At 68.4% G+C, this 26,474-nt stretch carries 29 protein-coding genes and 1 pseudogene; 15 read left to right on the top strand and 15 right to left on the bottom strand.

Going from position 1 to position 26,474, the window contains the following annotated elements; translation table 11 throughout:
- Positions 1 to 25: 25 nt before the first annotated feature.
- Entirely contained in the window at positions 26 to 361 is a 336-nt protein-coding gene (locus tag ACTHN1_RS15800; RefSeq protein WP_440471930.1) for an OmpA family protein, read from the top strand.
- 152 nt (positions 362 to 513) lie between these two features.
- Here ACTHN1_RS15800 and ACTHN1_RS15795 read toward each other — a convergent pair whose 3' ends face one another.
- Positions 514 to 1,080 (bottom strand): hypothetical protein, encoded by a 567-nt coding sequence (locus tag ACTHN1_RS15795; protein WP_440471894.1) that lies wholly within the window; start codon positions 1,078 to 1,080, stop codon positions 514 to 516.
- A gap of 82 nt (positions 1,081 to 1,162) precedes the next feature.
- Entirely contained in the window at positions 1,163 to 2,215 is a 1,053-nt protein-coding gene (locus tag ACTHN1_RS15790) for a LysR substrate-binding domain-containing protein (protein WP_440471893.1), read from the bottom strand.
- 608 nt (positions 2,216 to 2,823) lie between these two features.
- Here ACTHN1_RS15790 and ACTHN1_RS15785 point away from each other — a divergent pair.
- From ACTHN1_RS15785 to ACTHN1_RS15760, 6 genes are all read left to right on the top strand, one after another.
- The gene (locus ACTHN1_RS15785) at positions 2,824 to 3,048 is read left to right on the top strand and encodes a hypothetical protein (RefSeq protein ID WP_440471892.1); all 225 of its coding nucleotides are present in this window, start codon (positions 2,824 to 2,826) and stop codon (positions 3,046 to 3,048) included.
- A complete protein-coding gene (locus tag ACTHN1_RS15780) occupies positions 3,045 to 3,818 on the top strand; it encodes an SDR family NAD(P)-dependent oxidoreductase (RefSeq protein WP_440471891.1) in 774 nt (257 codons plus the stop codon). The genes ACTHN1_RS15785 and ACTHN1_RS15780 overlap by 4 nt, the downstream gene beginning before the upstream one ends.
- 67 nt (positions 3,819 to 3,885) lie before the next feature.
- A complete protein-coding gene (locus ACTHN1_RS15775) occupies positions 3,886 to 5,106 on the top strand; it encodes an efflux RND transporter periplasmic adaptor subunit (protein ID WP_440471890.1) in 1,221 nt (406 codons plus the stop codon).
- A gap of 116 nt (positions 5,107 to 5,222) precedes the next feature.
- The gene (locus tag ACTHN1_RS15770) at positions 5,223 to 8,393 is read left to right on the top strand and encodes an efflux RND transporter permease subunit (RefSeq protein ID WP_440471889.1); all 3,171 of its coding nucleotides are present in this window, start codon (positions 5,223 to 5,225) and stop codon (positions 8,391 to 8,393) included.
- Positions 8,394 to 8,450: 57 nt separating this feature from the next.
- Complete coding sequence (locus ACTHN1_RS15765) at positions 8,451 to 9,185, top strand: SDR family oxidoreductase (RefSeq protein ID WP_440471888.1); 735 nt, start codon at positions 8,451 to 8,453, stop codon at positions 9,183 to 9,185.
- The gene (locus tag ACTHN1_RS15760) at positions 9,179 to 10,651 is read left to right on the top strand and encodes an efflux transporter outer membrane subunit (protein ID WP_440471887.1); all 1,473 of its coding nucleotides are present in this window, start codon (positions 9,179 to 9,181) and stop codon (positions 10,649 to 10,651) included. Before ACTHN1_RS15765 ends, ACTHN1_RS15760 begins: the two co-directional genes overlap by 7 nt.
- Before the next feature lie 83 nt (positions 10,652 to 10,734).
- Here ACTHN1_RS15760 and ACTHN1_RS15755 read toward each other — a convergent pair whose 3' ends face one another.
- Entirely contained in the window at positions 10,735 to 11,091 is a 357-nt protein-coding gene (locus tag ACTHN1_RS15755) for an XAC0095 family protein (RefSeq protein ID WP_440471886.1), read from the bottom strand.
- A gap of 36 nt (positions 11,092 to 11,127) precedes the next feature.
- Between ACTHN1_RS15755 and ACTHN1_RS15750 the strand changes: the two genes are divergently transcribed.
- Positions 11,128 to 11,472, top strand: coding sequence for a helix-turn-helix domain-containing protein (locus tag ACTHN1_RS15750; protein ID WP_440471885.1), 345 nt, complete (start codon positions 11,128 to 11,130; stop codon positions 11,470 to 11,472).
- 189 nt (positions 11,473 to 11,661) lie between these two features.
- Here ACTHN1_RS15750 and ACTHN1_RS15745 read toward each other — a convergent pair whose 3' ends face one another.
- A complete protein-coding gene (locus ACTHN1_RS15745) occupies positions 11,662 to 12,030 on the bottom strand; it encodes a BON domain-containing protein (protein WP_440471884.1) in 369 nt (122 codons plus the stop codon).
- A gap of 160 nt (positions 12,031 to 12,190) precedes the next feature.
- Here ACTHN1_RS15745 and ACTHN1_RS15740 point away from each other — a divergent pair, with 160 nt between their 5' ends.
- Positions 12,191 to 13,234 carry an oxidoreductase gene (locus tag ACTHN1_RS15740; protein ID WP_440471883.1) on the top strand — a complete coding sequence of 348 codons (1,044 nt, stop codon included), beginning with the start codon at positions 12,191 to 12,193 and terminating at the stop codon, positions 13,232 to 13,234.
- 51 nt (positions 13,235 to 13,285) lie between these two features.
- On the opposite strand, the gene soxR is transcribed toward ACTHN1_RS15740, so the two are convergent.
- Entirely contained in the window at positions 13,286 to 13,714 is a 429-nt protein-coding gene (soxR, locus tag ACTHN1_RS15735) for a redox-sensitive transcriptional activator SoxR (RefSeq protein ID WP_440471882.1), read from the bottom strand.
- Positions 13,715 to 13,840: 126 nt separating this feature from the next.
- On the opposite strand from soxR, the gene ACTHN1_RS15730 reads away from it, so the two are divergent.
- On the top strand, positions 13,841 to 14,413 hold the full coding sequence (locus ACTHN1_RS15730; RefSeq protein ID WP_440471881.1) for an NADPH-dependent FMN reductase: 573 nt from the start codon (positions 13,841 to 13,843) through the stop codon (positions 14,411 to 14,413).
- Positions 14,414 to 14,487: 74 nt separating this feature from the next.
- Positions 14,488 to 16,332, top strand: a complete 1,845-nt coding sequence (locus ACTHN1_RS15725; protein ID WP_440471880.1) for an ABC transporter ATP-binding protein — start codon at positions 14,488 to 14,490, stop codon at positions 16,330 to 16,332.
- A 316-nt stretch (positions 16,333 to 16,648) separates the two neighbouring features.
- Here the strand turns inward: ACTHN1_RS15725 and ACTHN1_RS15720 are convergent, their stop codons facing one another.
- The 7 genes from ACTHN1_RS15720 to ACTHN1_RS15690 form a co-directional block, all read right to left on the bottom strand.
- Positions 16,649 to 17,086, bottom strand: coding sequence for a hypothetical protein (locus tag ACTHN1_RS15720; RefSeq protein ID WP_440471879.1), 438 nt, complete (start codon positions 17,084 to 17,086; stop codon positions 16,649 to 16,651).
- Between the two features lie 71 nt (positions 17,087 to 17,157).
- On the bottom strand, positions 17,158 to 18,465 hold the full coding sequence (locus tag ACTHN1_RS15715) for a PQQ-dependent sugar dehydrogenase (protein WP_440471878.1): 1,308 nt from the start codon (positions 18,463 to 18,465) through the stop codon (positions 17,158 to 17,160).
- A gap of 70 nt (positions 18,466 to 18,535) precedes the next feature.
- Entirely contained in the window at positions 18,536 to 18,730 is a 195-nt protein-coding gene (locus tag ACTHN1_RS15710; RefSeq protein ID WP_440471877.1) for a CPXCG motif-containing cysteine-rich protein, read from the bottom strand.
- 14 nt (positions 18,731 to 18,744) lie between these two features.
- Positions 18,745 to 19,032 (bottom strand): DUF3247 family protein, encoded by a 288-nt coding sequence (locus ACTHN1_RS15705; RefSeq protein ID WP_440471876.1) that lies wholly within the window; start codon positions 19,030 to 19,032, stop codon positions 18,745 to 18,747.
- A gap of 68 nt (positions 19,033 to 19,100) precedes the next feature.
- The gene (locus ACTHN1_RS15700; protein ID WP_440471875.1) at positions 19,101 to 19,778 is read right to left on the bottom strand and encodes a type 1 glutamine amidotransferase domain-containing protein; all 678 of its coding nucleotides are present in this window, start codon (positions 19,776 to 19,778) and stop codon (positions 19,101 to 19,103) included.
- Positions 19,779 to 19,880: 102 nt separating this feature from the next.
- On the bottom strand, positions 19,881 to 20,783 hold the full coding sequence (gene gnd / locus ACTHN1_RS15695; protein WP_440471874.1) for a phosphogluconate dehydrogenase (NAD(+)-dependent, decarboxylating): 903 nt from the start codon (positions 20,781 to 20,783) through the stop codon (positions 19,881 to 19,883).
- A 45-nt stretch (positions 20,784 to 20,828) separates the two neighbouring features.
- On the bottom strand, positions 20,829 to 21,536 hold the full coding sequence (locus ACTHN1_RS15690) for an alpha/beta fold hydrolase (RefSeq protein ID WP_295376452.1): 708 nt from the start codon (positions 21,534 to 21,536) through the stop codon (positions 20,829 to 20,831).
- Between the two features lie 107 nt (positions 21,537 to 21,643).
- On the opposite strand from ACTHN1_RS15690, the gene ACTHN1_RS15685 reads away from it, so the two are divergent.
- Complete coding sequence (locus ACTHN1_RS15685; RefSeq protein ID WP_440471873.1) at positions 21,644 to 22,537, top strand: TIGR01777 family oxidoreductase; 894 nt, start codon at positions 21,644 to 21,646, stop codon at positions 22,535 to 22,537.
- Positions 22,538 to 22,570: 33 nt separating this feature from the next.
- Here ACTHN1_RS15685 and ACTHN1_RS15680 read toward each other — a convergent pair whose 3' ends face one another.
- Both ACTHN1_RS15680 and ACTHN1_RS15675 read right to left on the bottom strand, forming a co-directional pair.
- Entirely contained in the window at positions 22,571 to 22,963 is a 393-nt protein-coding gene (locus ACTHN1_RS15680; protein ID WP_440471872.1) for a low affinity iron permease family protein, read from the bottom strand.
- An 85-nt stretch (positions 22,964 to 23,048) separates the two neighbouring features.
- Complete coding sequence (locus ACTHN1_RS15675) at positions 23,049 to 23,903, bottom strand: lysostaphin resistance A-like protein (protein WP_440471871.1); 855 nt, start codon at positions 23,901 to 23,903, stop codon at positions 23,049 to 23,051.
- Between the two features lie 58 nt (positions 23,904 to 23,961).
- Here ACTHN1_RS15675 and ACTHN1_RS15670 point away from each other — a divergent pair, with 58 nt between their 5' ends.
- Positions 23,962 to 24,381 carry an MmcQ/YjbR family DNA-binding protein gene (locus ACTHN1_RS15670; RefSeq protein ID WP_440471870.1) on the top strand — a complete coding sequence of 140 codons (420 nt, stop codon included), beginning with the start codon at positions 23,962 to 23,964 and terminating at the stop codon, positions 24,379 to 24,381.
- Here ACTHN1_RS15670 and ACTHN1_RS15665 read toward each other — a convergent pair.
- Positions 24,363 to 24,875 (bottom strand): DUF1993 domain-containing protein, encoded by a 513-nt coding sequence (locus ACTHN1_RS15665; protein ID WP_440471869.1) that lies wholly within the window; start codon positions 24,873 to 24,875, stop codon positions 24,363 to 24,365. The two genes, ACTHN1_RS15670 and ACTHN1_RS15665, sit on opposite strands and share 19 nt — an antisense overlap.
- Before the next feature lie 337 nt (positions 24,876 to 25,212).
- Here ACTHN1_RS15665 and ACTHN1_RS15660 point away from each other — a divergent pair, with 337 nt between their 5' ends.
- Together ACTHN1_RS15660 and ACTHN1_RS15655 are read left to right on the top strand one after the other, a co-directional pair.
- Positions 25,213 to 25,755, top strand: a complete 543-nt coding sequence (locus ACTHN1_RS15660) for a porin family protein (RefSeq protein WP_440471868.1) — start codon at positions 25,213 to 25,215, stop codon at positions 25,753 to 25,755.
- A 101-nt stretch (positions 25,756 to 25,856) separates the two neighbouring features.
- Positions 25,857 to 26,273 (top strand): annotated as a pseudogene (locus tag ACTHN1_RS15655) (adenine phosphoribosyltransferase); the annotation flags it as partial.
- Positions 26,274 to 26,474: the final 201 nt, after the last annotated feature.

Raw genomic sequence — 26,474 nt, 5'->3', positions numbered from 1 at the left:
GGCCGCCTCGCATTCGGCCGAATCGATGCACGTCGCCGAGTTGACCAACGATCACCTGGCCAAGGTGTACTTCGATGTCGGTTCGGCGGTGGTGCCGGCCGATACCAGCGCGCGTCTGGCCAGCGTGCTGGGCAGCCTGCACGCCAATCCCGACAGCAAGGCGCGGGTGTCCGGCTTCCACGATGCAAGCGGCGATCTGGCGACCAACCAGGAACTGGCCAAGCAGCGCGCCCAGGCCATCCAGCAGTGGCTGGTGGTGAACGGCATCCCCGCCGAGCGCATCGCGCTGGACAAGCCGATGCAGACCGAGGGCAACGGCAACGCCGACGAGGCGCGGCGGGTCGAGGTGAAGGTGGAGTAACGCGACCGGGATTCACCCGTGCGACGAAACAGGGCGGCCATGGCCGCCCTGTCTTGTTCCGGATGCCGCCTTGCAGGAGCGACGTGAGTCGCGACCACATGCCAGGCAGGAGAATCGCAAAGGTCGCGACTTACGTCGCTCCTACGTCAGGACTACCGGGTCGGCTGCAATGCCACCACCCGCACGTTGAACGAGTTGCACGCCTTGTCCACGCACATGCCGTTGAGCCAGGCCTCGCCACTGCCGAACATCACGCCCTTGTAGTTGACGAACAGTTCCGAATAGCGCTGCCGCACGATCACGTCGGCCATCTCCGGGGTGACGATGCGGCCGTATTGGGCAATGAACTCGGGTGCGTCCCTGACGGTGGCCGGTTTGCCGCCGACAGTGGTCTTGAAGGGGAAATCGATCATCGCCGCCACGGTGGCGGCATCCTTCTGCGCGACGGCCTGCTGGAACGCCAGGATCGCGGTTTCAAAGCGGGCGGCGTCGCCCAGCATCTGGCCGATGCGCTGATTGACCTCGGTGTGATCGTCGGCTTCGCCGGCGGCCGCAGGCGTCGGCGCCGCGGCGCCGCCATGGGTCTGCGCGATCGGCTCCGGCGCGGCGTTCGCCGCGGGCGCCGCCGGCTCTGCGGGAGCGGCAGCATCAACGGGTTCGGCGGCGGGCTTGCAGGCGGCCAGCAACAGCGCCGCGATCACGGGCATCCACGTCTTCATCGTTCGCCTCCGGCAAGGCGCGCGCATCGCGCCACGGCCGGCATGTTAGCCGGTCCCGTGACAACGACGCGGGAAGCGGGGTTCAGTCCACCACTTCCGCCAGGACGCGGCGGCCGGCGGCGATCTCGGCCGCCTCCTCCGCCTCGGTCTCGCGGCGAACCGATTCGGCCAGCGCGCTCGCGCACGCCTCGGCCTGCTGCTTCAGGTACACCGGGCAGTGCTCCATCATGTAGTCCATGTCGAACTTCAACCGCTCGACCAGGAAGTCGACGAACGCGCGCACCTTCGGCGACATCATCCGGCCACGCGGGAACACCGCGTTGAACTCGAACTCCGGCCCGGTCCAGCCGGCCAGCACGCGCTGCACGTAGCCCTGTTCCAGATAGGGTTTGACCATCACGTCGGCCGCCACCATCAGGCCCTCGCCGCACAACAGCGCGCCTTTCAGCGCGGCCGGATCGTTGGCGATCAGGATCGGGTTGATCGCGAAATCCTTGTCCTGGTTGCCGTCGTTGAGGGTCCAGCAGAAGCTGCCGCCGCCACGCCGGTGCTTGGGCATCGCCAGCGCGCGATGGTGCTGGAGGTCATCCGGGCCCAGCGGTTCGCCGTAGCGGGCCAGGTAGTTCTTGCTTGCATAGACCTGGGTGCGCAGCACGCCCAGCCGGCGTGCGACCAGATTGGAGTCGGGCAGGTTGCCCAGGCGCAGGGCGACGTCGATCTCGCCGCCGATCAGATCCAGCGGCTCGTTGCTCAGCAGCATCTCCACCCGGATCTCCGGATATTGCGCGTGGAATTCGCCCAGCAGCGGCGCGATCTTGTCGATGCCGATCGAATACGGCGTGGTGAAGCGCAGCCAGCCGCGCGGACCGCCCTGCAACTGGTTGACCGCGCTTTCGGCCTCGCTGAGTTCGCGCGCGATGCGCTGGCAATGCTCGTAGTAGATGTTGCCCGCTTCGGTGAGGCCGAGTTTGCGGGTGGTCCGGTGCAGCAGTTGCGCGCCCAGGCGCGTTTCCAGTTCCTGCACCTTGCGGCTGACCGTGGTCTTGGGCAGGCCAAGCGTCTTGGCGGCGGCGATGAAACTGCCCTGCTCGACCACCTTGACGAAGATCAGCGTGTCGTTCAGATCGTGGCTCATGGGGGTGACTCCGGGGAGGCGGATCCGGATTGGACCGCCAGCGGGATGATTATTCCCCTAAATCTGGACTAATCAAGTCCCCTTTGTGGGCATAAGGTAGCCGCCTGCTCCAATCGCCGTGACTACCCCATGTCCTTGTCCGCCCCGACCCGCCTTCCCGTCGCCGCCCGCAGCCTGGCCGAAACGCCAGTCATGCGGGGCTTTGAGCGCGGCCAGCGCGCGCCGGGCGTGGAAATCCGGCTGCGCCCCCGCCGCCACCGGAATATGGGTGACGCAGGTCATGATTTTGTCCCGTCGGTGGTTTCCACCTGGCTGGCTCCGCTGATTGTCCCGCAAACGGGAGAAAACATCCCATGAGCGGGATACTCCCCCTTTCCGGGCCCCGCCCGGCGCCCGCGGCTTTCCGCCCGTTGCGGCTGAACCTGGCCACTCCTGTCCCGTCCCGCGTCACCGCACAGGATTGGGCAATCACGTCGCAGGATCCGGATATCGGTCTCCCGCCCCCTCGTTCCACACTTTCCCCCACGTCGGAATCCTCCCCCGCCGACGCGGAGAAGGCCGCCCGCCCGGACGACACCGCCGCTCCTTCCCTCCCCACGCGCGGCGGCGTGTTCGGTGCGTTGGCCGGCTGGTGGCGCCGCTGGTCCCGGGGACAGTCCGCCGACACGCAGACCGAAGCGTCGCGTTCGCGCCTGTCCCCGCGGCCACCGGTGGCGGGTTTCCGGGAGTTCACCGTGCCGCGCCGGATGCAGGCCGGCGCCGCGACCGTGGTGCGCGCCCGCGCGTTCGGTCAGAGCGCGCTGCTGACCGGTCCCCGCCGGAGCCGGCCGTGAAAGCCGTCGCGCATCCGCAGGCACTGGTCCTGGGCGCCGCCGGCACCGTCGGCGCCGGCGTGGTCGGCGCGTTGCTGGAAGTCGGCAGTCCGGTGCTGGCGGTCGGCCGCGAAGGACCGCGCATGCGGGCGCTGGTCGAACGTTTCGCCGACGAGCCGGCGCTGGAAGTGATGCACAGCGGCTGCATCTTCAGCGATGACGATGCGGCGCGGCTGGCCCGGGACATCCGCGCGCGCGGCCGACCGCTGCGCGCGGTGTTCGCCAGCCTGACCAGTCCGCTGGAAGCGGGGCGCCTGCTGGACAAGTCCAGCGACGTGCTGCGGCACAAGCTGGAGATGGACGTGATCCCGCACCTGGCCGCGGCCCGGCACCTGTTGCCGCTGCTGGCCGAGTCGGGTGGCACCACGCACTACATCCTGGTCGGCGGACCATTCGCCGAACGCGGCTGGTCCGGTTACGGACACGCTTCGGTCACCGGCGCGACGATGCGGATGATGGCGCAGGTGCTGCATGAGGAAGCGCACGCGATGGGCGTGCGGGTGCAGCTACTGTCGGTGGACAAACCGATCTGCACCCCCGCCAACGCCGTCAACGCATGCGCCGAATGGCCGAACGCGCTCGCGGTCGGACGCAACGCGGTGTCGCTGCTGAGCCGTCACGGCAAGCCGCTCCCGATCGTCTCCTATTCGAAGGAGCTGGCGGAAGCGCCGACCCGGACCCTGTTTTCCGATTTTCCCGCTTCCCGCTGGGGCGATGCCGCCCCCGCTTGACCTCAACTTAAGTTCAGGTCTTAGGCTTCCCGCCCGTTGTTCCCTCCCCACCACCCACGAGACTTCCATGAACAATTACATCGACATCGCTCCGCGTACGCGACGATTCCTTGCCCTGGGCGCGGCCAGCGTGCTGTCGCTGGCGATCCTGGCCGGCTGCAGCGGCGGCCAGGCCAGCGAAGCCGGCGCCCCGCCGCCGCCCTCGGTCAGCGTCGCCCCGGTCCTGATCAAGCCGGTCAGCCAATGGGACGAATTCAGTGGCCGCATCGAAGCGATCGAGAACGTCGATCTGCGTCCGCGCGTGTCCGGCTACATCGATCGCGTCAACTACACCGAAGGCCAGGAAGTGAAGAAGGGCGATGTCCTCTTCACCATCGACGCACGCAGCTACCGCGCCGACCTGGCGCGCGCGCAGGCCGAATTGGCCCGCGCCCGCACCCAGGCCGAACTCGGCCGCAGCGAAGCCGAACGCGCGCGCAAGCTGTCCGAACTGCAGGCCATCTCCACCGAAGAGTACGAGCAGCGTCGCGCCGCCGCCGCCCAGGCGCAGGCGAATGTCGCCGCCGCGCAGGCCGCGGTGGACTCGGCCCGCCTCAACCTGGAATGGACCCAGGTGCGCGCGCCGATCGACGGCCGCGCCGGACGCGCGCTGGTGACCGCCGGCAACCTGGTGACCGCCGGCGACAGCGCCAGCGTGCTGACCACGCTGGTCTCGCTGGACAAGGTGCACGTGCACTTCGACGCCGACGAGCGCGCGTTCCTGCGCTACGCCGAGATGGCCCGCAAGGGCGAGCGTCCGAGCGAGCGTGACGGCAAGGTGCCGGTGCAGGTCGCGCTGGCCGATGACCAGGGCTTCCCCTACAGCGGTACGGTCGACTTCCTGGACAACCAGGTCGATCGCAGCACCGGCACCATCCGCGCCCGCGCGGTGCTGGACAACAAGGACCGCCTGTTCACGCCCGGCCTGTATGCGCGCGTGCGCCTGCTGGGCAGCGGCGAGTTCAAGGCCGCGCTGGTCGACGACAAGGCCGTGCTCACCGACCAGGATCGCCGCTACGTCTACGTTGTCGACAAGGAAGGCAAGGCGCAGCGCCGCGACGTCAAGCTGGGCCGGATGGTAGAGGGCCTGCGCATCGTCGAACAGGGCCTGGTCGCCGGTGACCGCGTGATCATCAGTGGCGTGCAGAAGGTGTTCTTCCCGGGCATGCCGGTCAACGCCAAGGTCGTCGCGATGGATGCCAAGCCGGAAGACAAGGCACCCAAGCCCGATGCCGTCGCCATGAAGTAATCCCCGCCGCGCCCGCCGGAGGCGGGCTAGGCAACGCCTGAGCCGTCCCTCCCCACCTCCCCCACGTCGGGGGAGGGGCGAGTCCTCTGCTTTCCCATTTTCCAGGAAATCCACCCATGGACTTCTCCAAGTTCTTCATCGACCGGCCGATCTTCGCCGCGGTGTTGTCGATCGTGATCTTCGCCGCCGGCCTGATCTCGATCCCGATGCTGCCGATCGGCGAATACCCCGAAGTGGTGCCGCCCTCGGTGGTCGTGCGCACGGTCTATCCGGGCGCCAACCCCAAGGTCATTGCCGAAACCGTCGCCACTCCGCTGGAGGAAGCGATCAACGGCGTCGAGGACATGATGTACATCAAGTCCGTCGCCGGTTCCGACGGCGTGCTGCAGTTGACCGTGACCTTCCGCCCGGGCACCGATCCGGACGAAGCCGCGGTGCGCGTGCAGAACCGCGTCGCCCAGGCGCAGGCACGCCTGCCCGAGGACGTGCGGCGCCAGGGCGTGACCACGCAGAAGCAGTCGCCCGTGTTCCTGATGGTCGTCCACCTCGTGTCCAAGGACGGCAAGTACGACTCGCTGTACCTGCGCAACTACATGCGCCTGCACGTGAAGGACGAGATGGCGCGCATCACCGGCGTCGGCGACGCCCAGGCCTTCGGCGGCGGCGATTACGCCATGCGCATCTGGCTGGACCCGGACAAGGTCGCCGCGCGCGGCCTGACCGCCAGCGACGTGCTGCGTTCGGTGCGCGAGCAGAACGTGCAGGTCTCGGCCGGCCAGCTCGGCGCCGAGCCGATGCCCAACGGCAGCGACTTCCTGCTGCCGATCAACGCCAAGGGCCGGCTGGAAAGCGCCGAGGAGTTCGGCGACATCGTGCTCAAGAGCGGCAATGAAGGCGAAATCGTGCGTCTGTCGGACGTGGCCCGGATCGAACTGGCCGCCGGCGACTACACCCTGCGCGCGCGCCTGAACGGCATGAACGCCGCCGCGCTGGGCATCTTCCAGGCGCCCGGCGCCAACGCGCTCGACATCCGCGACGCGGTCGTCGAGAAGATGGCCGAGATCCGCAAGAAGCTGCCGCCGGGCGTGGAGATCACCTCGGTGTACGACACCACGGTGTTCGTGCGCGATTCAATCAAGTCGGTGATCACGACCCTGCTGGAAGCCACCCTGCTGGTGGTGCTGGTGGTGATCCTGTTCCTGCAGACCTGGCGCGCCTCGATCATCCCGCTGCTGGCGGTGCCGGTGTCGGTGGTCGGCACCTTCGCGGTGCTCTACCTGCTCGGCTACTCGATCAATACCCTGACCCTGTTCGGCCTGGTGCTGGCGATCGGCATCGTGGTCGACGACGCCATCGTGGTGGTGGAGAACGTCGAGCGCCACATCGAGGAAGGCGCGACGCCGCTGCAGGCCGCGCACCTGGCGATGAAGGAAGTGTCCGGCCCGATCATCGCGATCGCGCTGGTGTTGTGTGCGGTGTTCGTGCCGATGGCGTTCCTGACCGGCGTGACCGGCCAGTTCTACAAGCAGTTCGCGGTCACCATCGCCATCTCCACCGTGATCTCGGCGATCAACTCGCTGACCCTGTCGCCGGCGCTGGCCGCCAAGCTGCTGAAGCCGCACGGCGCGCCCAAGGACGCCCCGGCGCGGATCATCGATCGCCTGTTCGGCTGGCTGTTCCGTCCGTTCAACCGTTTCTTCAAGCGCAGTTCCGAGCGTTATGAAGGCGCGGTCTCGCGCGCGCTGGGCCGTCGTGGCGCGGTGTTCGCGGTGTACGCGCTGCTGCTGCTGGGCGCGGGCGTGATGTTCAAGGCGGTGCCGGCGGGCTTCATCCCGCTGCAGGACAAGCTGTACATCATCGCCGGCGTGAAGATGCCGGAAGGCGCGTCCATCGAGCGCACCGACGCGGTGCTGAAGAAGATGGCCAAGATGGCGATGGAAGTGGAAGGCGTGCAGGACGAAATCGCGTTCCCCGGCCTGAACCCGCTGCAGTTCACCAACACCCCCAACAGCGGCGTGGTGTTCTTCAACCTCAAGCCGTTCGGTGAACGCAAGAACAGCGCCGAGCAGATCACCGCCGAGCTGAACCAGAAGTTCTCCAACATCCAGGAAGGCTTCACCTTCGCGCTGATGCCGCCGCCCATCCAGGGCCTGGGCAACGGTTCGGGCTGGTCGCTGTTCGTCGAGGATCGCACCCGCCTGGGCTACGGCGAACTGCAGAACGCGGTGCAGGCGTTCCAGGGCGCGGCGGCGCAGACGCCGGGCATGGGCTTCCCGATCAGCAGCTACCAGGCCAACGTGCCGCAGCTGGACGCCGAGGTCGACCGCGTGAAGGCCAAGGCACAGGGCGTGCCGCTGACCGAGCTGTTCGACACCCTGCAGACCTACCTGGGTTCGGCCTACGTCAACGACTTCAACATGTTCGGCCGCACCTGGCAGGTGATCGCCCAGGCCGACGGCCAGTTCCGCGACAACGTCGAGGACATCGCCAACCTGCGCACCCGCAACGCCAACGGCGAGATGGTGCCGGTCGGCAGCATGGTCAACATCAAGCAGACCTACGGCCCCGACCCGGTGATCCGCTTCAACGGCTATCCGGCCGCCGACCTGCTGGGTGATGCCGATCCGCGCGTGCTGTCGTCCGGCGAGGCGATGGCCAAGGTCACCGAACTGGCCGAGAAGGTCCTGCCGACCGGCATGGGCATCGACTGGAGCGACCTGAGCTACCAGCAGGCGACCCAGGGCAAGGCCGCGCTGGTGGTGTTCCCGCTGGCGGTGATGCTGGCCTTCCTGGTGCTGGCGGCGCTGTACGAAAGCTGGACCCTGCCGCTGGCGGTGATCCTGATCGTGCCGATGACGCTGCTGTCGGCGCTGCTGGGCGTGTGGCTGACCAACGGCGACAACAACGTGTTCGTGCAGGTGGGCCTGGTGGTGCTGATGGGCCTGGCGTGCAAGAACGCGATCCTGATCGTCGAGTTCGCCCGCGAGCTGGAACTGCAGGGCAAGAGCATCGTCGAGTCGGCGCTGGAAGCCTGCCGCCTGCGCCTGCGCCCGATCGTCATGACCTCGGTGGCGTTCATCGCCGGCACCGTGCCGCTGGTGCTGTCGACCGGCGCGGGCGCGGAAGTCCGCTCGGTCACCGGCATCACCGTGTTCGCCGGCATGCTGGGCGTGACCCTGTTCGGCCTGTTCCTGACGCCGGTGTTCTACGTGGCGCTGCGCAAGCTCGCGCATCGCCCGCTGGTCTCGCACGCCCCGGCGCACGCGACCGGTGAAGCGCACCCGTAAGCACTCCCTTTCGTCCTCTGGTTCGTTTCTCCCTCCCCCATTTCCCTGGAGAATCCCATGCAAGACACTTCCCGCATCGCCCTCGTCACCGGCGCCACCCGCGGCATCGGCCTGCACACCGTGCGCCAGCTGGCCGAGGCCGGCGTGCACACGCTGCTGGCCGGCCGCGACCGCACCAAGGCGGTCGAGGCCGCGCTCAAGCTGCAGGCCGAAGGCCTGCCGGTGGAAGCGATCACGCTCGACGTCACCGATGACGCGAGCATCGCCGAGGCCGTCGGCACCGTCGAGGCGCGCCACGGCCGTCTCGACATCCTGGTCAACAATGCCGGCATCCTGGTCGACGAAATCGGCAAGAAGGTCTCCGAGCAGACCGCCGCGACCTGGCGCAAGACCTTCGACACCAACGTGTTCGGCCTGATCGCGGTGACCCAGGCGTTCCTGCCATTGCTGCACAGGTCCTCGTCCGGTCGCATCGTCAACGTATCCAGCATCCTCGGTTCGGTGGCGCTGAACGCGGATCCGTCCTCGCCCATCTACGACTTCAAGGTGCCGGCCTACAACGTATCCAAGAGCGCGGTGAACGCGTGGACCGTGCAGTTGGCCTACGAACTGCGCGACAGCCGGATCAAGGTCAACACCATCCATCCCGGCTACGTGAAGACCGACATGAACGCCGGCGAGGGCGAACTGGAAATCGCCGATGGCGCCCGCACCAGCGTCGCCCTGGCGCTGATTGACGACAACGGCCCGCAGGGCGGCTTCTTCTATCAGGGACAGGTGCTGCCATGGTGATCCGTACCCTTGTCGTCGGCATCGCCTCGGCGCTGCTCGCCGCCTGCGCGACCGTCGGCCCGGACTACCGCGCGCCGGAACTGGCGCCGGCCACGCTGCCCAGCGCCAGCGAAGCCGCGTTCACCGACGTCCGTCCGGTCGCCAACTGGTGGTCGCAGTTCGAGGACGCCACCCTTGACCAGTTGATCGCCGACGCGCTCGCGGCCAACCCCGATCTGTGGATCGCCGCGGCCCGGGTGCAGGAGGCGCGCGCGGTGTTCAGCGAGCGCCGGCTGGATCTCGCTCCGCACGTGCAGCTCGGCGCCGAACAGACCCGCAGCAAGCAGCCTGTCGCCGATCAGGGCCGGGTGGAAACCGAGACCGACAGCGTCGGTTTCGATGCCGCGTGGGAACTGGATCTGTTCGGTCGCCTGCGCCGCTCCGCCGAAGCCGCGCACGCGGATCTGCAGGCGCAGCGCAACGACATGACCGCCATGCAGGTCAGCGTCGCCGCGGAAGTGGCCCGCAACTACTTCGAACTGCGCGGCGCGCAGAAGCGCCTGGACGTGGCCCGCAAGACCCTGGGCAACCTGGGCGAGACCCAGCGCCTGACCGAGTCGCGCTGGCAACTCGGCGCCGGCACCGAACTGGAAGTGCAGAGCAGCCTGGCGCGGATGAAGGCGATCGAGGCCACCCTGCCGGTGCTGGAAACCGCCGAAGCGCAATCGCGCCATCGCATCGAAGTGCTGACCGGTCGCCGGCCCGGCACCCTCGACGCCGCGCTGGCCCCGCGCGAAACGCCGGCGTTGGTGAAAGTGCTGCCGATCGGCGACACCAGCACCCTGCTGCGCCAGCGTCCGGACGTGCGCGCGGCCGAACGCCGGCTGGCCTCGGCCACCGCGCGCGTCGGCGTGGCCACCGCGGATCTGTTTCCGCGGGTCAGCATCCGCGGTTTCGTCGGCTTCCTCGCCGGCGATTTCAGCGGCCTGATCAACGGCGACAACAAGGCCTGGTCGGTCACCCCGTCGATCAGCTGGGCGGCGTTCGATCTCGGCAGCGTGCGCGCTCGCCTGCGTGCGGTGCAGGCGCAGAACGACGGCGCGGTGGCGGAGTACGAGAAGGCCGTGCTCGGCGCACTGGAAGACACCGAGAACGCCCTGCTGGGCTACGCCAAGCGGCAGACCCAGTTGCTGCGCGTGAACGAGCAGGCCACCGCCGCGCGGCGCGCCGCCGAACTGGCGGAGGCCCGCTATCGGGCCGGCGCGTCGGACTTCCTCACCCTGCTCGATGCGCAGCGTACGCAACTGGCGGCCGACGACGCGCTCGCCCAGGCGGAAGCCGGCGTCAACGTGGGCGTGGTGGCGGTGTACAAGTCGCTGGGCGGCTGGGGCGAACCGGATGTGGATCCGGCGCTGGCCACGGTCAAGCGCGAGATCGGTGATCCCGCGCCGCGGGCGGAAAGCAACACCACGCTCGTGCAGCGCTGAATGCACAGGGAAAAGCCATCGGCGGAGCCGGTGATGTCAGGGACGGCGTGGGGCCGGGTCGGGTGGACCCGGCCCCGCTTATTTCAACCCCGCCAGCGCACGGCGCCGAGCGCGTCGGTCATTTCGCGCGCGAGCTGACGGAAGCAGTGCGCCAGCGCGGAAGGTTGCAGGCACAAAGCATCGCGCGCGTCATCGCGACGCTGCCCCGGCATCACCATCGCCGCCATCATTTCGAGCTGGTCACGCACCTGCTGCAATTGCAGTTGCGCGTCTTCCGGAAGGTGATAGCCGGCATCGCCGTCCTGTTCGTCACCTGGCCGCATCATCGTTCCCCTCGATCTTCCCTGCATCGCGAGCGCGCATTCAAAGTGAAAAAGCACACGATAAAATCCCGTATCGCGCTCGTTAGAGAGCCTTGCATATGCGCGATTGATAGACAAGCCTGTTTGCCTGCAAACGGGCGCGGCGGTTAGCGTATGCGCATGGTCAAAGCCAGCCCGTCCCTCGCTCAACGGCTCATGCAGGCGCGTGCCGCGATCGGCATGTCACAGGAACAGATCGCGCAGGCCGTGGGCATCACCCAACCGAGTTACTCCGCGCTGGAACGCGGCACCAGCAAGCGCACCTCCAAGATCGGATCCCTGGCGCATGTGCTGGGCGTGGATGCGTATTGGCTGGAGACCGGCGAAGGATCCCGTCGCGCCGGCGTGGCCGAAACACGCGGACCCTATCGCGTGGCCGGGGACCGTCGCCTGCTGCGATTGCTGGATGGCCTGGACGCGCGCAAGCGCAAGGCGCTGCTGGATCTGCTGCAGGACTGACGGCCCGCTCCTCGCCCGACCCTGCTCCGCCGTATCCGGCGCGTGACAATCGCTTGCCACGCGCGAAACGACACATCCTGCAAAAAAAGAAGCGGGTGCATCCTGCGCTGGAATGCACCCGCTTCGTGCCACACCGCTTCGCGTATCGCCGGCGATGGTCGCCGGCACGCATGTTCCCGGCTGCCTGCGTTACTTCGCGCCGACGCTCAGGCCGCTGCTGTCCACCTTGCCGACACCCTTCACCTTGCGGGCGACCGCGACGGCCTTGTCGATCTGGGCCTGGTTGTCGACGCGACCGGACAGCTTCACTTCGCCATTGGTGGTTTCGACCTTGATGTCCAGGCCGGAGACGTCCTCGGCGGCCAGCAGTTCGGTCTTGACCTTGGTGGTGATCCAGGTGTCGTTGACGGGCTGGCTCGAATCGCCCTGCTGCGCGCCTTTCTGTTCTTCGGGTTCGGTCTGCTGCTGCGCCGAAGCGCCGGCGCTGGCGAGCATGACGCCCGTCGCCAGGATCGCGGCGAACGGAAGACGGAACGGGATGAGGGTTGATCGTTTCATGGTTCCTCCTGCCTGTGCGGGACGCGGGGCCAGTCTTGCCACGCATGCGTACAGCAGGCGTGAAGAGGATGATCATTTCCGCGTAGGCGCGGCGCGCCGTTCAGTTGCGCCACGCAGGCGTTAAAATCGCCGGAGGTTGCCATCGCCCACGGGAATTGCCATGTCCAACGCCCTCAACGTCGCCCTGCTCGGCTACGGCTTCGTCGGCAAGGTGTTCCATGCGCCATTGCTGAGCCGCACGCCGGGCCTGGTCCTGCATACCGTGGTATCGCGCGATGCGGGCAAGGTGCATGCGGATCTGCCGCAGGTGCGGGTGCTGGCCGATCCCGGCGAGGCCTTCTCCGATCCCGCGATCGATCTGGTGGTGATCGCCACGCCCAACGAGACCCATGCGCCGTTGGCGATCGCCGCGCTCGCGCAGGGCAAGCATGTGGTGGTCGACAAGCCGTTTACCGTGACTGTCGCGGAGGCCGAACGCGTCATCGCGCAGGCGCATGCCAGCCGGCGGCTGGTCAGCGTGTTCCAGAACCGCCGCTGGGACGCGGACTTCCTGACCGTGCGCCAGCTGCTGGATGACGGCGTGCTCGGGGAAGTGGCCGAATTCCATTCCCATTTCGACCGCTACCGGCCCCAGGTCGCGCAGCGCTGGCGCGAGAGCGACGCGCCCGGCGCTGGCCTGTGGTACGACCTGGGCCCGCACCTGATCGATCAGGCGCTGCGCTTGTTCGGCACGCCGCTGGCGGTGCAGGCCGACCTGGCCAGGCAGCGCCATGGCGCGCACGCCACCGATTATTTCCACGTCCAGCTGCGCTATCCGCGCACGCGTGTGCACCTGCATGCCGGTTCGCTGGTGGCCGGCAATGGCCTGCGCTTCGCCGTGCATGGCGAGCGCGGCAGCTATCTGAAGCATGGCCTGGACGCGCAGGAAGATCGCCTGCGCGCCGGCGGCATGCCCGGCGATCAGGGCTGGGGCCTGGACCCGCGACCGGGCGAATTGACGCTGGCCGGCGAGGACGGCGCGCTGGTCACCCGGACCGTGGACAGCCTGCCGGGCGATTACCGGCGCTATTACGGCGCCATGCGCGCGGCCATCGTCGATGGCGCTCCCTTGCCGGTCACGCCGGAGGAAGCCATCGCGGTGATGCGGGTGATCGAACTCGGCCTGCGCGGCGCCGGGGAGCGTCGCGAGATCCCCTACGCCTGAGCCATCGCCAGGCATGGCGGGCGTCGCGCGACTTCCGGCGCGCCGCCCGCGCTAGGGATCCAGCAGGCGCGGACCCGGTCCCTGCTCGGCCAGTTCGTCCAGCGGGTTGCGCAGCGGGCATACCTTCAGCGACAGGCAGCCGCAGCCGATGCAGCTGTCCATGTGATCGCGCAGGCGGGCCAGGCGTTCAATCCGTTCGTCCAGATCCGCCTTCCAGCGCGCGGACAGCTTGCGCCAATCGGCGGCGGTGGGCGTGCGCCCCTCGGGCAGCGACGACAGCGCCTCGCGGATTTCCGCCAGCGGAATCCCGGTCCGCTGCGCCACCTTGATGATGGCGACGCGCCGCAGCACCTCGCGTGGATAGCGACGCTGGTTGCCGGCGTTGCGCCAGCTGTGGATCAGCCCCTTGCTCTCGTAGAAATGCAGGGTGGACACCGCCAGTCCGGCCCGGGCCGCCACCTCGCCCACGGTCAGTTCCATGCACACGCCCGCCTTCCTCTTCGCCCGTTCCGGTTTTGCCCGCGCGGCCATGCCACACCCGCTTGACCTCAAGAATGCTTGAGGTTTTACCCTGTGCGGCCCGTTCAAGCAAGCCCTTGATGCACCATGACTCCTCCCCTCGAACTGGCCCTGATCTACGGCAGCAACCGCGAAGGCCGTTTCTGCGACGTGGTGGCGAACTGGATCCGCGGCCAGATCGACCGCCGCCGCGACTACGCGGTCGACGTGGTCGACCCCGCGTTGATGGATCTGCCGCACCGCCACGGCATGACCCCGTCGGCGGACCTGGTGAACCTGCAGCAGCGCGTCTGGCGCGCGGACGCGTTCCTGCTGGTGGTGCCGGAGTACAATTACGGCTATCCCGCGGCGCTGAAGTTCCTGATCGATTCGGTCCAGGAGCATTGGCAGGCCAAGCCGGTGGCGTTCGTCGCGTATGGCGGCGTCAGCGGCGGTTCGCGCGCGGTGGAGCAGTTGCGCCAGGTGTTCTCCGGACTGCACGCGTGCACCGTGCGCAATTCGGTATTGTTCCCGATGGCGTGGGACCGGTTCGGCGCCGACGGGCAGCCGCGCGATGCGGCGGCCAGCGCGCAGGCCGCCTCCACCATGCTCGACCAGCTGGCCTGGCTGGGCCACGCCCTGCGCCAGGCGCGCGCGGCCTGGCCCTATCCGGCGCGGTGACGGTCCGGCGACGCCGATGGCGTCGTGACGGGCATTCCCCCTGACGTGCCCTGCGCACATGGAAGACCCGACCCATGTTCCGATTCTTCGAAAAGCGGATTGATCCCTACCCCGCCGGCGAGCCCGCCACGCCGCCGCGCAAGCTGTTCGCGTTCCTGCTGCACTACTCGCGGCCGCTGTTGCCGTGGCTGCTGCTGATGTCGGTGCTGACCGGCGCGATCTCGGCGCTGGAAATCCTGTTCTTCGACTTCATGGGCGAACTGGTCGACTGGCTGGGCAGCGCCGATCGCGCCAGCTTCCTGTCCACCCACGGTTCGACCCTGCTGTGGATGGGGACGCTGGTGGTGGTGATCTACCCGCTGCTGGTCCTGCTGCAGTCGCTGGTGATCCACCAGACCATCTTCGGCAACTATCCGATGATCGCGCGCTGGCTGTCGCACCGTTACCTGCTGCGGCAGAGCGTGTCGTTCTTCCAGGACGAGTTCGCCGGCCGCATCTCGCAGAAGGTCATGCAGACCGCGCTGGCGATCCGCGAGACGGTGATGAAGCTGATGGACGTGTTCGTCTACGTCGTCGTCTATTTCGTCGGCACGGTCATCCTGGTGGGACGCGCGGACCTGCGCCTGATCCTGCCGCTGGCGCTGTGGCTGGTCGGCTACCTGGTCATCCTGTTCTGGTTCGTCCCGCGCCTGCAGCGGGTGTCGATGGCGCAGTCGGACGCGCGTGCGCAGATGACCGGCCGGATCGTGGACAGCTACACCAACATCCAGACCATCAAGCTGTTCGCCCATACCATGCGCGAGCAGGACTACGCGCGCGACGCGATGGACGAGTTCATGGTCACCGTGCACCGGCAGATGCGCCTGGTGACCCAGCTGACCGTCAGCCTGCACAGCATCAATGCGCTGCTGCTGGCCGGCGTGGGCGGCATCGCGGTGATGGCATGGCTGCAGGGTTCCATTTCGCTGGGCGCGATCGCCGTCGCCATCGCCCTGGTGATGCGCATCCGCTCGATGTCCGACTGGATCCTGTGGGAGGTCGCCAGCCTGTTCGAGAACATCGGCACGGTCGAGGACGGCATGAACACCATCGCCCAGCCGCTGGCGATCACCGACGGCGACGGCGCCCGCGACCTGGAGGTCAGCCGGGGCGAGATCCGCTTCGAGCACCTGCAATTCCACTACGGCAGGAAATCGAAGGTCATCGAGGACCTGTCGCTGGTCATCCGCCCGGGCGAGAAGGTCGGCATCGTCGGCCGCTCCGGCGCCGGCAAGTCGACCCTGGTCAACCTGCTGCTGCGCTTCTACGACCTGGAAGGCGGCCGCATCCTGATCGACGGCCAGGACATCGCTGCGGTGCGGCAGGAATCCCTGCGCCGCAACATCGGCATGGTCACCCAGGACACCTCGCTGCTGCATCGCTCCATCCGCGACAACATCCGCTATGGACGTCCGGACGCGGACGAAGCGCAGATCATCGAGGCGTCCCGGCGCGCGCATGCCGACGAGTTCATCCGCACCCTGACCGACGCCAAGGGCCGCAGCGGCTACGACACCCATGTCGGCGAGCGCGGCGTGAAGCTTTCCGGCGGCCAGCGCCAGCGCGTGGCGATCGCGCGCGTGCTGTTGAAGGACGCGCCGATCCTGGTGCTGGACGAGGCGACCTCGGCGCTGGATTCGGAGGTCGAGGCCGCCATCCAGGAACAGCTGTACGCGCTGATGGAAGGCAAGACGGTGATCGCCATCGCCCACCGCCTGTCCACCATCGCCGTGCTGGATCGGCTGGTGGTGATGGATCAGGGCCGCATCATCGAAACCGGCAGCCACGACGAACTGCTGCAACGCGATGGCCTGTATGCGGCGCTGTGGCGGCGCCAGTCCGGTGGCTTCATCGGACTGGACGTGGCCGAGGTGGATTGAAGGCGGGGCTTCGGTCTTCGGGATGACCGGCCATGCGGCCGTTGAAAAGCAGAATTCGGAATTCGGGAGAGCTTCGCTTCGGCCTCCCCCTTTGCAGCGCTTTTCAACAGCCGAATGGCTGGTCAAAAGGAGGACTGAGGGGAATTTGCTTTTCGCGCCAAGAGCAAATCCCCCGTCATCTGCTGCGCAGATGCCCGCCCCCTTTTGCAAAGGGGGCTGTTTCGTACATCGGCTTTTGCCTCCCCCTTTGCAGCGCTGTTCAACAGCCGAATGGCTGGTCAAAGGGGGATTGAGGGGGATTCGCTCCTGCTCTTCCCTACACCAGCCAACCCCGCACCACGCACTTCTGCGCATAGCGCCAGAACAGCAGGGCGATGAGGATCAGCACCGCCGGCATCACCAGGCCCGCCGGGCCATAGGCGTCCCAGGCCGGCGTGACCAGGTAGCCGCCGATCATCTGCACCAGCAGCGCCAGCAGGGACACGAAGAACATCGTCACCGCCCAGCGCTTGCCCACCAGCATACCCAGCGCCCCCAGCACGCCGCCGAACACCGCGATCGCGAACGCCACGTTGAGCCAGGCCGGCGTGGCCTCGTGGACCTGCCGCTGCGCTTCGGTCATCCGCGCCAACCCCTCGGCGCCCATGCTGATCTGGATCCAGAACATCGCCACGCCGATCAGGTTCCATACCAGCGCGAGGATGGCCACCAGCCAGAAACCCTTGGAACGCGGAATCTCCAGAGTGCCGTTCATATGTCCTCCCCTCCCCAGGATGTTGGACGGCGGGAGCATACGCCCGGCGGACTGTCATTGCGCTTACGTCCTCAGCGTGGCGCGACCCGCCAGACGACGTTGCCGACGTCGTCGGCCACCAGCAGCGCGCCGGCGCGATCGAACGCCACGCCCACGGGACGCCCGCGCGCGTTGCCGCTGGCATCGAGGAAACCGGTCAGCACGTCGATCGGCGCGGCCGTCGGCTGGCCGTGCGAGAACGGGACGAACACCACTTTGTAGCCCGCCGGCTCGGATCGGTTCCAGGAACCGTGCAGACCAATGAAGGCGCCTTCGCGGAATCGCGCCGGCATCATCGTGTCGCCGCGCGCGAACGCCAGGCCGAGCGCGGCCACGTGGGCGCCGAGCGCGTAGTCCGGTGCGATCGCCCGCGCCACCCGCGCCGGATCCTGCGGCTTAACCCGCGCATCCACGTGCGCGCCGTAGTAGCTGTAGGGCCAGCCGTAGAACGCGCCTTCGCGCACGCGGGTGAGGTAATCGGGTACCAGTTGGTCGCCGATTTCATCGCGCTCGTTCACCACCACCCACAACGCGCCGGTAACCGGCTCCCATGCCAGGCCGACCGGATTGCGCAGGCCGGAGGCATATACGCGCCGCTGTCCGCTGGCGATGTCGATGGCCAGCACCGCGGCGCGATCGGTTTCATTCGCGATGCCGTTCTCGCCGACGTTGCTGTTGGAGCCCACGCCCACGTACAGCGTCCTGCCGTCGGCGCCGGCGACCAGGCTCTTGGTCCAATGGTGGTTGATGGGACCGCCGGGAAGATCCGCCACCTTCGCCGGCGTGGCGTCGATGCGGGTCTGTCCCGCGCGGTACGGGACGCGCACCACCGCATCGGCATTGGCGACGTAGAGCTGGTCGCCGACCAGCGCCATGCCGAATGGCGAGAACAGATCCGAAAGCAGCACGTGCCGGGTTTCGGCGACGCCATCGCCATCGGCGTCGCGCAGCAGGGTGATGCGGTTGGCGCTGGGCACGCCGGCGCCGGCCTTGGCCATCGTCCGCTTCATGAACCAGTTGCGAATCCCGCCCTTCTCGCCCGGCTTGGGCGGCGCGTTGGTCTCCGCCACCAGCACGTCGCCGTTGGGCAGCACGTACAGCCAGCGCGGATGATCGAGTCCGCTGGCGAAGGCCTGCACGCGGAGCCCGTCGGTGGCCACCGGCGCGGCGCCATCCGGCCAGCCGACCGCGGGCGCGATGTTCACCGTGGGAATCCAGCGCTTCTGCGGCGCGGGCAGGCGTGGATTCGGTCCGATCTCGTCCGCCTGCTGCGCGGCGGTCGGCGCGCAGGCCGCGGTCAGCAGCAGCATGCCGACGCCCAGGACTTTCCGGATGCGCATGGCGGTGCTCCTCGGAAAAGACACGTCGGGATGCTGGACCGCCGTGGGCGAACGCCGCGTCAAGACCGGATCAGGCCTCGTCCTGGCGCCGCACCGACACCGCCGGCACGCCGTCCTCGTCGATGCCGACGCGAATCTCGATTGGCCGGCAGCAGACCTGGCAATCTTCCACGTAATCCTGCTCGCCCGCCGAATCATCGACGAACAGCGTGATGATCTCGCCGCAATAGGGACAGGCGACGTCGGTGGAAGGCAGTTGCGGCATGCGGGCGGACCGGCTCAGGCCGAACCGACCCGGACGATCTCGCGGATGCGGTCCATCCACAGGTAATGCGCGTGCGCGGGATCGCGCTGGTCGTCCAGCCGCACCACCGCGTTGAAACCTTCCACGCCATCGGCGTCGCGGAACACCTGCACGCTCGGCCGGGTGGAAACGGTGCCGGTCAGGGTGCCGCCATCGACCAGGCGCAGCCGCACCACCGCTTCGTCGGGCAGCGCCCGCACCATTGTCTCGAGCCGGTCGATGTCGGCCTGCCGCGTGTACAGCGTCTGCGGTACTTCAATCATGACCGTCGCTCCAGGGAGGGACGGCCCCACTCTAGCGCCGGGGCGATAAGCAACCGTGAAGGCGTGGCTCAGGCGAGTAACGCCAGCACCGCGCGCGCGGCTTCTTCGGACGACGCCGGATTCTGGCCGGTGACCAGCTTGCCATCCACCACCACGTGCGGCTGGAACAGCGGCCCGGCCTCGAACTTCGCGCCCTTGGCCTTCAGCTCGTCCTCGAGCAGGAACGGCACCACGTCGGTCAGTTCCACCGCCGCCTCTTCGGCATTGGTGAAGCCGGTGACCCGCTTGTCCTTGACCAGCGGCTGGCTGAGCGTGCCCTGCGCGTGCCGCAGCACCGCCGGTCCATGGCACACCGCGGCGACGGGATGGCCGGCGGCGAAGTGGTTTTCGATCAGCCGGATCGAATCCGCATCCTCGGCCAGATCCCACAGCGGTCCGTGGCCGCCGGGATAGAACACCGCGTCCACGTCCTCGTCGAGCACCTCCACCAGCGGGCGGGTCTGCGCCAGCTCGGCGATGGCGGCGGTATCGTTGTTGAAGCGCACCGTGGCCGGTGTCTGCGCATCGGCGGCGTCGCTCTTCGGGTCCAGCGGCGGCTGGCCGCCACGCGGCGAAGCCAGCACGATCTCCGCGCCGGCATCCTTGAATACGTAGTACGGCGCGGCGAATTCCTCCAGCCAGAAACCGGTCTTCCTGCCGGTCTCGCCCAACTGGTCGTGCGAGGTCAATACCATCAGGATCTTCATGATCCGGCTCCTTCGTGGGGAAAGGCGACGCTAGCAGCGCGGATGCTAAGCGCCGGTCACGGCGATGTGGCGGCCGCGTTACCCGCGGCCGCCATGCACGGCTCAGCCCTGCTTGATGCGGTGGCCGCCGAACTCGTTGCGCATCGCCGCCAGCAGCTTGTCGGCGAACGAATCGTCCTCGCGCGAGCGCAGGCGCTCCAGCAGCGACATCGTGATCACCGGCGCGGACACGTCCAGATCAATCGCCTCGGCGACCGTCCAGCGGCCCTCGCCGGAATCCTCGACGTAGGGCGCGATGCCGGCCAGGGTCGGGTTCTTCTTCAGCGCGTCGGAGGTCAGGTCCAGCAGCCAGGAGCGCACCACGCTGCCATGGCGCCAGATTTCGGCGACCTGTTGCAGATCGATGTGGAAGGCTTCCTTGCGCTCCAGGATGGCGAAGCCTTCGGCGAAGGCCTGCATCATTCCGTACTCGATGCCGTTGTGGATCATCTTGGTGAAGTGGCCGGCGCCGGACGGACCGACATGGCCCCAGCCGCGATCGGCGGCCGGCGCGAGGGTCTCGAACACCGGGCGCAGCGCTTCCACCGCGCCGGCGTCGCCGCCGATCATCAGGCTGTAGCCTTCGGCCAGGCCCCATACGCCGCCGCTGGTGCCGCTGTCCACGTAGTGCATGCCGGCCTCGGCCAGGCGCGCGCCGCGGCGCATGGTTTCCTTGTAGTTGGAGTTGCCGCCGTCGATGACGGTGTCGCCGGCCGACAGCAGCGGCAGCAGCGCGTCCAGGGTGTCATCGACCACGCCGGCCGGCACCATCACCCAGACGATGCGCGGCGACGGCAGCGCGGCGACCGCCGCCTGCAGCGACTCGGCAATGGCGATGCCGCGTTCGGCCGCCTGCCGGCGCGCCGGTTCGCCGGGGTCGTAGCCGTGCACGCGGTGTCCGCCGCGGGTCAGGCGTTCGGCCATGTTGGCGCCCATGCGGCCCAAGCCGATCATTGCCAGTTCCATAAATGCTCCTGAGTTTCGAAAGTGAGGGGGTGGAGGGAACGCGGCTCAGGCGGTCAGCCAGGCACGCAGCAATTCCGTGGTTTCCTGCGGTTTTTCCATCGGCGGCAGGTGTCCGCATCCGGTGAATACATGCAGCCGCGCTCCGGCGATGCCGTCGCGCAGGATCCGCGATTCCTCCGGCGCGGTCATGCGGTCGTCGTCGCCGACGCCAATCACCGTCGGCATCGCCAGTGCCGGCAGCAGCGGCAGCGAATCGGGGCGTTCCAGGATCGCGCGCTGCTGGCGCAGGAAGGCGTCGCGACCGACCCGTTCGGCCATCGCCATCACCTCCTCGCCCACCGGCGTGTCGACCTGGCTGGCGTGCACCAGCTGCGGCAGCAGCTTGCGGGTGACTCCGGCGAAACGGCCGCGTTCGGCCATCGCCAGGCTGGCCCGGCGCACCGCCGCCCGCTTGGGCGGATCGGCGCGCGCGCTGGTCGCCAGCAGCGCCAGCCGGGTGACCCGTTGCGGCGCCTGGCGCAGGATTTCGAAGGCCACGTAGCCGCCCATCGACAGCGCGCCCAGCGCGAACCGCTCCGGCGCGTCCGCCAGCACGCGCGCGGCCAGCGCGCCGACGCTGTCGTCCCGGGTCAAATCCGGCACCGCGACCTCGGCGATATCGGCCAGGCCGGCCACCTGGTCCCGCCACAACCGCGCATCGCACAGCAGGCCGGGGAGCAGCAGGACGGGAAGGCGCGGGGGCAAATCGGACATGCGCGAATTTTAGTCGCCCGGAGCGCGGAAGCCGAGCGCACGGTGCTTTCCACGGGCGGAACACGCCTCCGGGCGTAGGCTGGAGGTCCCCATCTCGCCCCAACCGCATGCGCATCCTGCTTACCGGCGGCACCGGATTCATCGGCCGCGCCCTGTGCGCCCGCCTGCTGGCGGGCGGCCATCGCCTGACCGTCTGGTCGCGCCGCCCGGCCGCGGCCCGGCAACTCCTGCCCGGGGTCAGCGTCATCGAGGACCTGGCCGAGGCGGGCGAAATCGAGGCGGTGGTCAACCTCGCCGGCGAGCCGCTGGTCGGGCGGCGCTGGGACGCGCGCCGGAAGCAGGCCATCCGCGATTCGCGCCTGGGCACCACCGCCAAACTCCTGCGCTGGATGGCACCCCAGTTGCGGCGACCGCATGTCCTGGTGTCCGGTTCGGCGATTGGCTACTACGGCGCGCACGGCGACAGCCTGCTGGACGAATCCAGCGCGGCCGGCGACGACTTCGCCGCCACCCTGTGCCGGGACTGGGAACACGCCGCCATGCAGGCCGAGGACCTGGGGCTGCGGGTGTGCCGCCTGCGCACCGGCATCGTGCTGGGCGCCGACGGCGGCGCGCTGGGAAAGATGCTGCCGCCCTTCCGCTGGGGACTGGGCGGCCCGATGGGCGATGGCCGGCAATGGATGAGCTGGATCCACCGCGAGGATCTGATCGCGCTGATCCAGTGGCTGCTGGAACAGGACGGCGCCGGCGGCGCCTACAACGGCACCGCGCCGGAGCCGGTGCGCAACCGCGATTTCGCGCGCACGCTGGGACGCGTCCTGCATCGCCCCGCGCTGCTGCCCGCGCCCGCGCCGCTGCTGCGGCTGGCCTTCGGCGAAGGCGCCCGGCTGCTGTTGACCGGCCAGCGCGTGCTGCCGATGCACGCGCTGGTGGAAGGTTTCCGTTTCCGCTTCCCGGATCTGGAGGACGCGCTGCGCGATCTGCTTGCCCGGCCCGGCTGAAACGGCCCGCGTTGTTCCACCCGTGCCGGCGATTCAGCCGCCGCGCCTGCGGCCACGCGCTTCCTTGGCCCGTTTCGCCATCGACTCGTAATGCGCGCGCAGGCGATCCAGTTCCGCTTCCTCCAGTTCCTCCAGATCCAGCAGCTCGTTGTTGGCGCGCGCGGTGACATGGATCAACTCGTCCAGCTTGATCTGGATCGCTTCGGTATCCCGGTTCTGGGTGTTCTGGATCAGAAACACCATGAGGAAGGTGATGATGGTGGTGCCGGTATTGATCACCAGTTGCCAGGTATCGCTGAACCCGAACACGGGCCCGCTGATCGCCCACACGAGGATGATGCCCAGGGCCAGGCCGAAACAGGTCGGGCGACCGGTGAAACCCGCCGCGCGCTTGGCCAGGCGGGTGAAGGCGGATGACGTGTTCATCGGACGAGCTCCTGTTCGCCGGGGCGGAGCCGGCAATGCGCAATCGTTCATGCCCGGCGGATGAAGCGCGCCACCGCGCGCCGGATCACGGCGCCGGCACGGCCCGTGCCCGGTGCCGCCAGCACCACAGCGCCATCAGCACGCTGGTAAGCGCCAGCATGAAGCCGAATTCGTCCACCGCGTAAACGGTGATCAGTCCCGTCTCGACCGTCAGCAGGGTGAATATCGGACTGATCACGGCGTTGTGGCTGCCGTGCAGGAACGCCGCGGTCCACACGCTGCCGGTGCGCTCGCGCAGCCACGCGTACACGTAGCTCAGTCCCGTCACCATGACGGTGAAGCAGACCATCGCGAACGGCTTGGGCGGATCGCCCGGAAAGTTCAGCCAGAACAGCACCGGGTAATGCCACACCGCCCAGATCAGGCCGGTGAACAGCGGACCGGCGCCGAAACCGAACCGCTGCACCAGTCGCGGCCCGAGGAAACCGCGCCAGCCGATCTCCTCGCCCAGCGCCATCGCCACGTTGAGGATGAAGCTCATGCTCAACTGCAGCACCAGCAGCATGGCCATGACCGCGCCGTCGGATGCCTCGGGCAGGCCGATGACCCGCCGCGCGTACGGCAGGTAGATTTCGGTGGAGAGCTTGCCCATCCCGGTGGCCCAGATGATGCCGTAGGCGAACAGGCCATAGCCGATGGGAAGCAGATAGCTCAACCAGGCCGCGCGGCCGCCGGGCCAGCGCCAGCCCAGCGTCGACAGCGGTATCCGCGCCAGCAGGCAGGTCAGCAGCGCCGCCAGTCCCGGCCCCCACATCAGGCCGGTCACGAACAGGCGCCGCCCTTCCGCGTTGGCGAAGGACAGGTTGAGCAGGAGGTAGAAGGGAAGGCTGAGAACGAAGGTCAACAGCAGGAACAGCACCACCGGATAGCGACGCATCATGACGACGACTCGAGGGGCCCCGGTGGCATCATGCCAGCTTGTCCCCCAAGCTGCAGCCATGGACGTCATCCAGACCCGCGCCTTCTGCGCCGCCCTGCCCGGCGCCACCGTCACCGAGTGGGGCGAACCGGCCAACCTGCTGGCGTATTTCGTCGGTGGCAAGCGCTTCGCCCACTTCAAGACCAGCGAGCCGGAGCGCTGGCGTTTCAGCTTCAAGGCGGCGCCGGAACGCTTCCTGGAACTGACCGATCAACCGGGCATCAAGCCGGCGCGATGGCTGGGCCGCTATCGCTGGGTCACGGTGGTGGACGTGCGCACGGTGCCGGACGAGGAATTGCGGGCCCTCATCCAATGGTCGTACCGCGCGGCGCTGGCCACGCTCAGCCGCGCGCAACAGTCGCGGATCGCCGCCGGGGCGGCGGCGCCGGAAACCACGCCGGGCAGGCGTGGAAAAAAGACTCAGGCCTCGCCGAGATAGTCCATCTTGCCCAGCGGCACGCCGTTGTGGCGCAAGATGGCGTAGGCGATGCCGACGTGGAACAGCAGGTTGGGCAGCACGAAGCCCAGCAGGTAGTCGCGGCCACTGAAGTGCTGGTCGCCGCTGCGACGCGGCAGCACCACATCCCGGTCCTCGCTGCCGTCGATCTGCGCGGGAGTGAAGGTGTCCAGGAACGCCAGCGCGCGATCCAGCCGCGCCTGCAGTTCCTCGAAGGAGGTTTCGTTGTCCTCGAAGCGCGGCGATTCCACACCCGCCAGGCGCGCCGGCGCGAACTTGGCGGTGTCCGTGGCGATCTGCACCTGGCGCAGCAGCGGCAGCATGTCCGGATACAGGCGCGCCTGCAGCAGCACCGCCGGGTCGTATCCCTGCGCCAGCGCGTGCGCATGGCCCTTGTCGAGGATGTGCCTGAAGTTGCGCAGCGCGCGGATCAGGACCGGTACGGAAGCCTGGTACATCGACAGCGGTTCGCTCATGGCGGCGGACTCGGAACAGGGAAAGCGCGCAGCTTAGACAAGTCGGCTCCCGCCGATTAGCCCGTTCCGGCGGGAGAGTGCATCCCGAACGGCGTGCTGCATGCGCGCGTATCGCGCATGCCCGCGCGATGCGCGCCAATCGCGATCAATGTCCAGTGCCGATGCGCCGTTCCTTCGTTCCACCCACGGGAAACTGCATCGCCATCGCGCCCGTTTGTTCCGCGCGATACATGCCCATCTTTGTTCCGCACGACGGCTGCCCAGGCATTCCGCCAGGACCCGTCGCCCGACGCATCGTCGCTCCCTCCCCCCGCGCGATGCATGAGGAGTTTGAGTCATGAAGAACAACAACAAGCTGTCCCGTGCCCTTCTTTCCGCCGTGCTGCTGGGCGGCGTCGCCTTCGGCGCGCAGGCCGCCGAGCCCAAGGGTTTCTATGCGGGCGTCGGCGCGGGCCAGTCCAGCGTGGACGAGCAGCGCTACGACGACGAGGACACCGCGTTCTCGGTGTTCGGCGGCTACCAGTTCAACGGCTGGTTCGGCCTGGAAGCCGGCTACTCGGATCTCGGCAAGCTGGAACCGCGCGGCAACCTGGGCCGTCCGCTGGAGGCCGGCAGCGTATCGCTGACCGCGGTCGCCACCGTGCCGTTCACCGACAAGTTCTCCGGCTACGCCAAGGCCGGCGTGCAGCGCTGGGATCTGGATCGCGCCCTGCCGGAAGTGACCCGCACCCGCGACGACAGCGGCACCGACGCCACCTACGGCGTGGGCCTGCAGTACCGCTTCACCGACAAGGTGGCGCTGCGCGGCGAGTACAGCCGCTTCGAGATCGAGGACGCCGACGTGGACCTGGCGCAGTTGCAGGTCCGCTACGACTTCTGACCGCCGCTGCTTGTCCGTGGAAAACCGCCGGTCCGTCCGGCGGTTTTCTTTTGCGCGCCTCGACGCGCTAGCATCGCGGTCCCCGCCCGAAGAGTCCGCCGATGTCCCACTGGTCCGATCTCATCCGCGATGTTCCCGATTTCCCCAAGCCCGGCATCGTGTTCAAGGACATCACGCCGGTGCTGGCGGACGCCGACGGCTTCGCCGGCGCGATGGCCGAACTGGCCGAACCCTGGCGCGGCGTCGCGCTGGACGCGGTGATCGGCATCGAATCGCGCGGCTTCATCCTCGGCGCGGCGCTGGCGCGCGATCTGGGTGTGGGCTTCGTGCCGGTGCGCAAGCCCGGCAAGCTGCCCGCGCGCACGCTGGCCCTGGACTACGCGCTGGAATACGGCAGCGATCGCCTTGAAATCCATGCCGACGCGCTGCCGCCGGGCGCGCGCGTGCTGGACGCGGGCTGCGGCCTCGGCCACGGCCTGCGGGCGCTGCGCGCGGTCTGGCCGCAGGCGCGCCTCGAAGGCATTGAATGGAGCTGGCCCCTGGCGCTCGCGGCGCGGCTGCGCTGCCCGTGGGCGGGCGTCCGCCGCGGCGACATGTGGCGCCAGGGCGCGTGGTCGGGCTGTGCGCTGGTCTACCTGTTCCAGCGCCCGGAGAGCATGGGCCGCGCGATCGCCAAGGCCGAGGCCGAGCTGCCCGCTGGCGCCTGGCTCGCGAGCCTG

It is taken from the genome of Pseudoxanthomonas sp., from assembly GCF_051953815.1.
Lineage (GTDB): Bacteria > Pseudomonadota > Gammaproteobacteria > Xanthomonadales > Xanthomonadaceae > Pseudoxanthomonas_A.
Note: the sequence above shows the minus strand (reverse complement) of the source record. Positions and strands in the feature narration are given on the sequence as shown.

Coding starts and splice junctions, on each gene's coding strand:
- ACTHN1_RS15790 (WP_440471893.1), bottom strand. CDS start 2,215: ATGAGCCACGATCTGAACGACACGCTGATCTTCGTCAAGGTGGTCGAG.
- ACTHN1_RS15690 (WP_295376452.1), bottom strand. CDS start 21,536: ATGTCCGATTTGCCCCCGCGCCTTCCCGTCCTGCTGCTCCCCGGCCTG.
- ACTHN1_RS15700 (WP_440471875.1), bottom strand. CDS start 19,778: ATGAAGATCCTGATGGTATTGACCTCGCACGACCAGTTGGGCGAGACC.
- ACTHN1_RS15760 (WP_440471887.1), top strand. CDS start 9,179: ATGGTGATCCGTACCCTTGTCGTCGGCATCGCCTCGGCGCTGCTCGCC.
- ACTHN1_RS15705 (WP_440471876.1), bottom strand. CDS start 19,032: ATGATTGAAGTACCGCAGACGCTGTACACGCGGCAGGCCGACATCGAC.
- gnd (WP_440471874.1), bottom strand. CDS start 20,783: ATGGAACTGGCAATGATCGGCTTGGGCCGCATGGGCGCCAACATGGCC.
- ACTHN1_RS15715 (WP_440471878.1), bottom strand. CDS start 18,465: ATGCGCATCCGGAAAGTCCTGGGCGTCGGCATGCTGCTGCTGACCGCG.
- ACTHN1_RS15665 (WP_440471869.1), bottom strand. CDS start 24,875: ATGAGCGAACCGCTGTCGATGTACCAGGCTTCCGTACCGGTCCTGATC.
- ACTHN1_RS15725 (WP_440471880.1), top strand. CDS start 14,488: ATGTTCCGATTCTTCGAAAAGCGGATTGATCCCTACCCCGCCGGCGAG.
- ACTHN1_RS15750 (WP_440471885.1), top strand. CDS start 11,128: ATGCGCATGGTCAAAGCCAGCCCGTCCCTCGCTCAACGGCTCATGCAG.
- ACTHN1_RS15745 (WP_440471884.1), bottom strand. CDS start 12,030: ATGAAACGATCAACCCTCATCCCGTTCCGTCTTCCGTTCGCCGCGATC.
- ACTHN1_RS15770 (WP_440471889.1), top strand. CDS start 5,223: ATGGACTTCTCCAAGTTCTTCATCGACCGGCCGATCTTCGCCGCGGTG.
- ACTHN1_RS15795 (WP_440471894.1), bottom strand. CDS start 1,080: ATGAAGACGTGGATGCCCGTGATCGCGGCGCTGTTGCTGGCCGCCTGC.
- ACTHN1_RS15660 (WP_440471868.1), top strand. CDS start 25,213: ATGAAGAACAACAACAAGCTGTCCCGTGCCCTTCTTTCCGCCGTGCTG.
- ACTHN1_RS15685 (WP_440471873.1), top strand. CDS start 21,644: ATGCGCATCCTGCTTACCGGCGGCACCGGATTCATCGGCCGCGCCCTG.
- ACTHN1_RS15800 (WP_440471930.1), top strand. CDS start 26: ATGCACGTCGCCGAGTTGACCAACGATCACCTGGCCAAGGTGTACTTC.
- ACTHN1_RS15740 (WP_440471883.1), top strand. CDS start 12,191: ATGTCCAACGCCCTCAACGTCGCCCTGCTCGGCTACGGCTTCGTCGGC.
- ACTHN1_RS15720 (WP_440471879.1), bottom strand. CDS start 17,086: ATGAACGGCACTCTGGAGATTCCGCGTTCCAAGGGTTTCTGGCTGGTG.
- ACTHN1_RS15775 (WP_440471890.1), top strand. CDS start 3,886: ATGAACAATTACATCGACATCGCTCCGCGTACGCGACGATTCCTTGCC.
- soxR (WP_440471882.1), bottom strand. CDS start 13,714: ATGGAACTGACCGTGGGCGAGGTGGCGGCCCGGGCCGGACTGGCGGTG.
- ACTHN1_RS15710 (WP_440471877.1), bottom strand. CDS start 18,730: ATGCCGCAACTGCCTTCCACCGACGTCGCCTGTCCCTATTGCGGCGAG.
- ACTHN1_RS15765 (WP_440471888.1), top strand. CDS start 8,451: ATGCAAGACACTTCCCGCATCGCCCTCGTCACCGGCGCCACCCGCGGC.
- ACTHN1_RS15730 (WP_440471881.1), top strand. CDS start 13,841: ATGACTCCTCCCCTCGAACTGGCCCTGATCTACGGCAGCAACCGCGAA.
- ACTHN1_RS15670 (WP_440471870.1), top strand. CDS start 23,962: ATGGACGTCATCCAGACCCGCGCCTTCTGCGCCGCCCTGCCCGGCGCC.
- ACTHN1_RS15675 (WP_440471871.1), bottom strand. CDS start 23,903: ATGATGCGTCGCTATCCGGTGGTGCTGTTCCTGCTGTTGACCTTCGTT.
- ACTHN1_RS15680 (WP_440471872.1), bottom strand. CDS start 22,963: ATGAACACGTCATCCGCCTTCACCCGCCTGGCCAAGCGCGCGGCGGGT.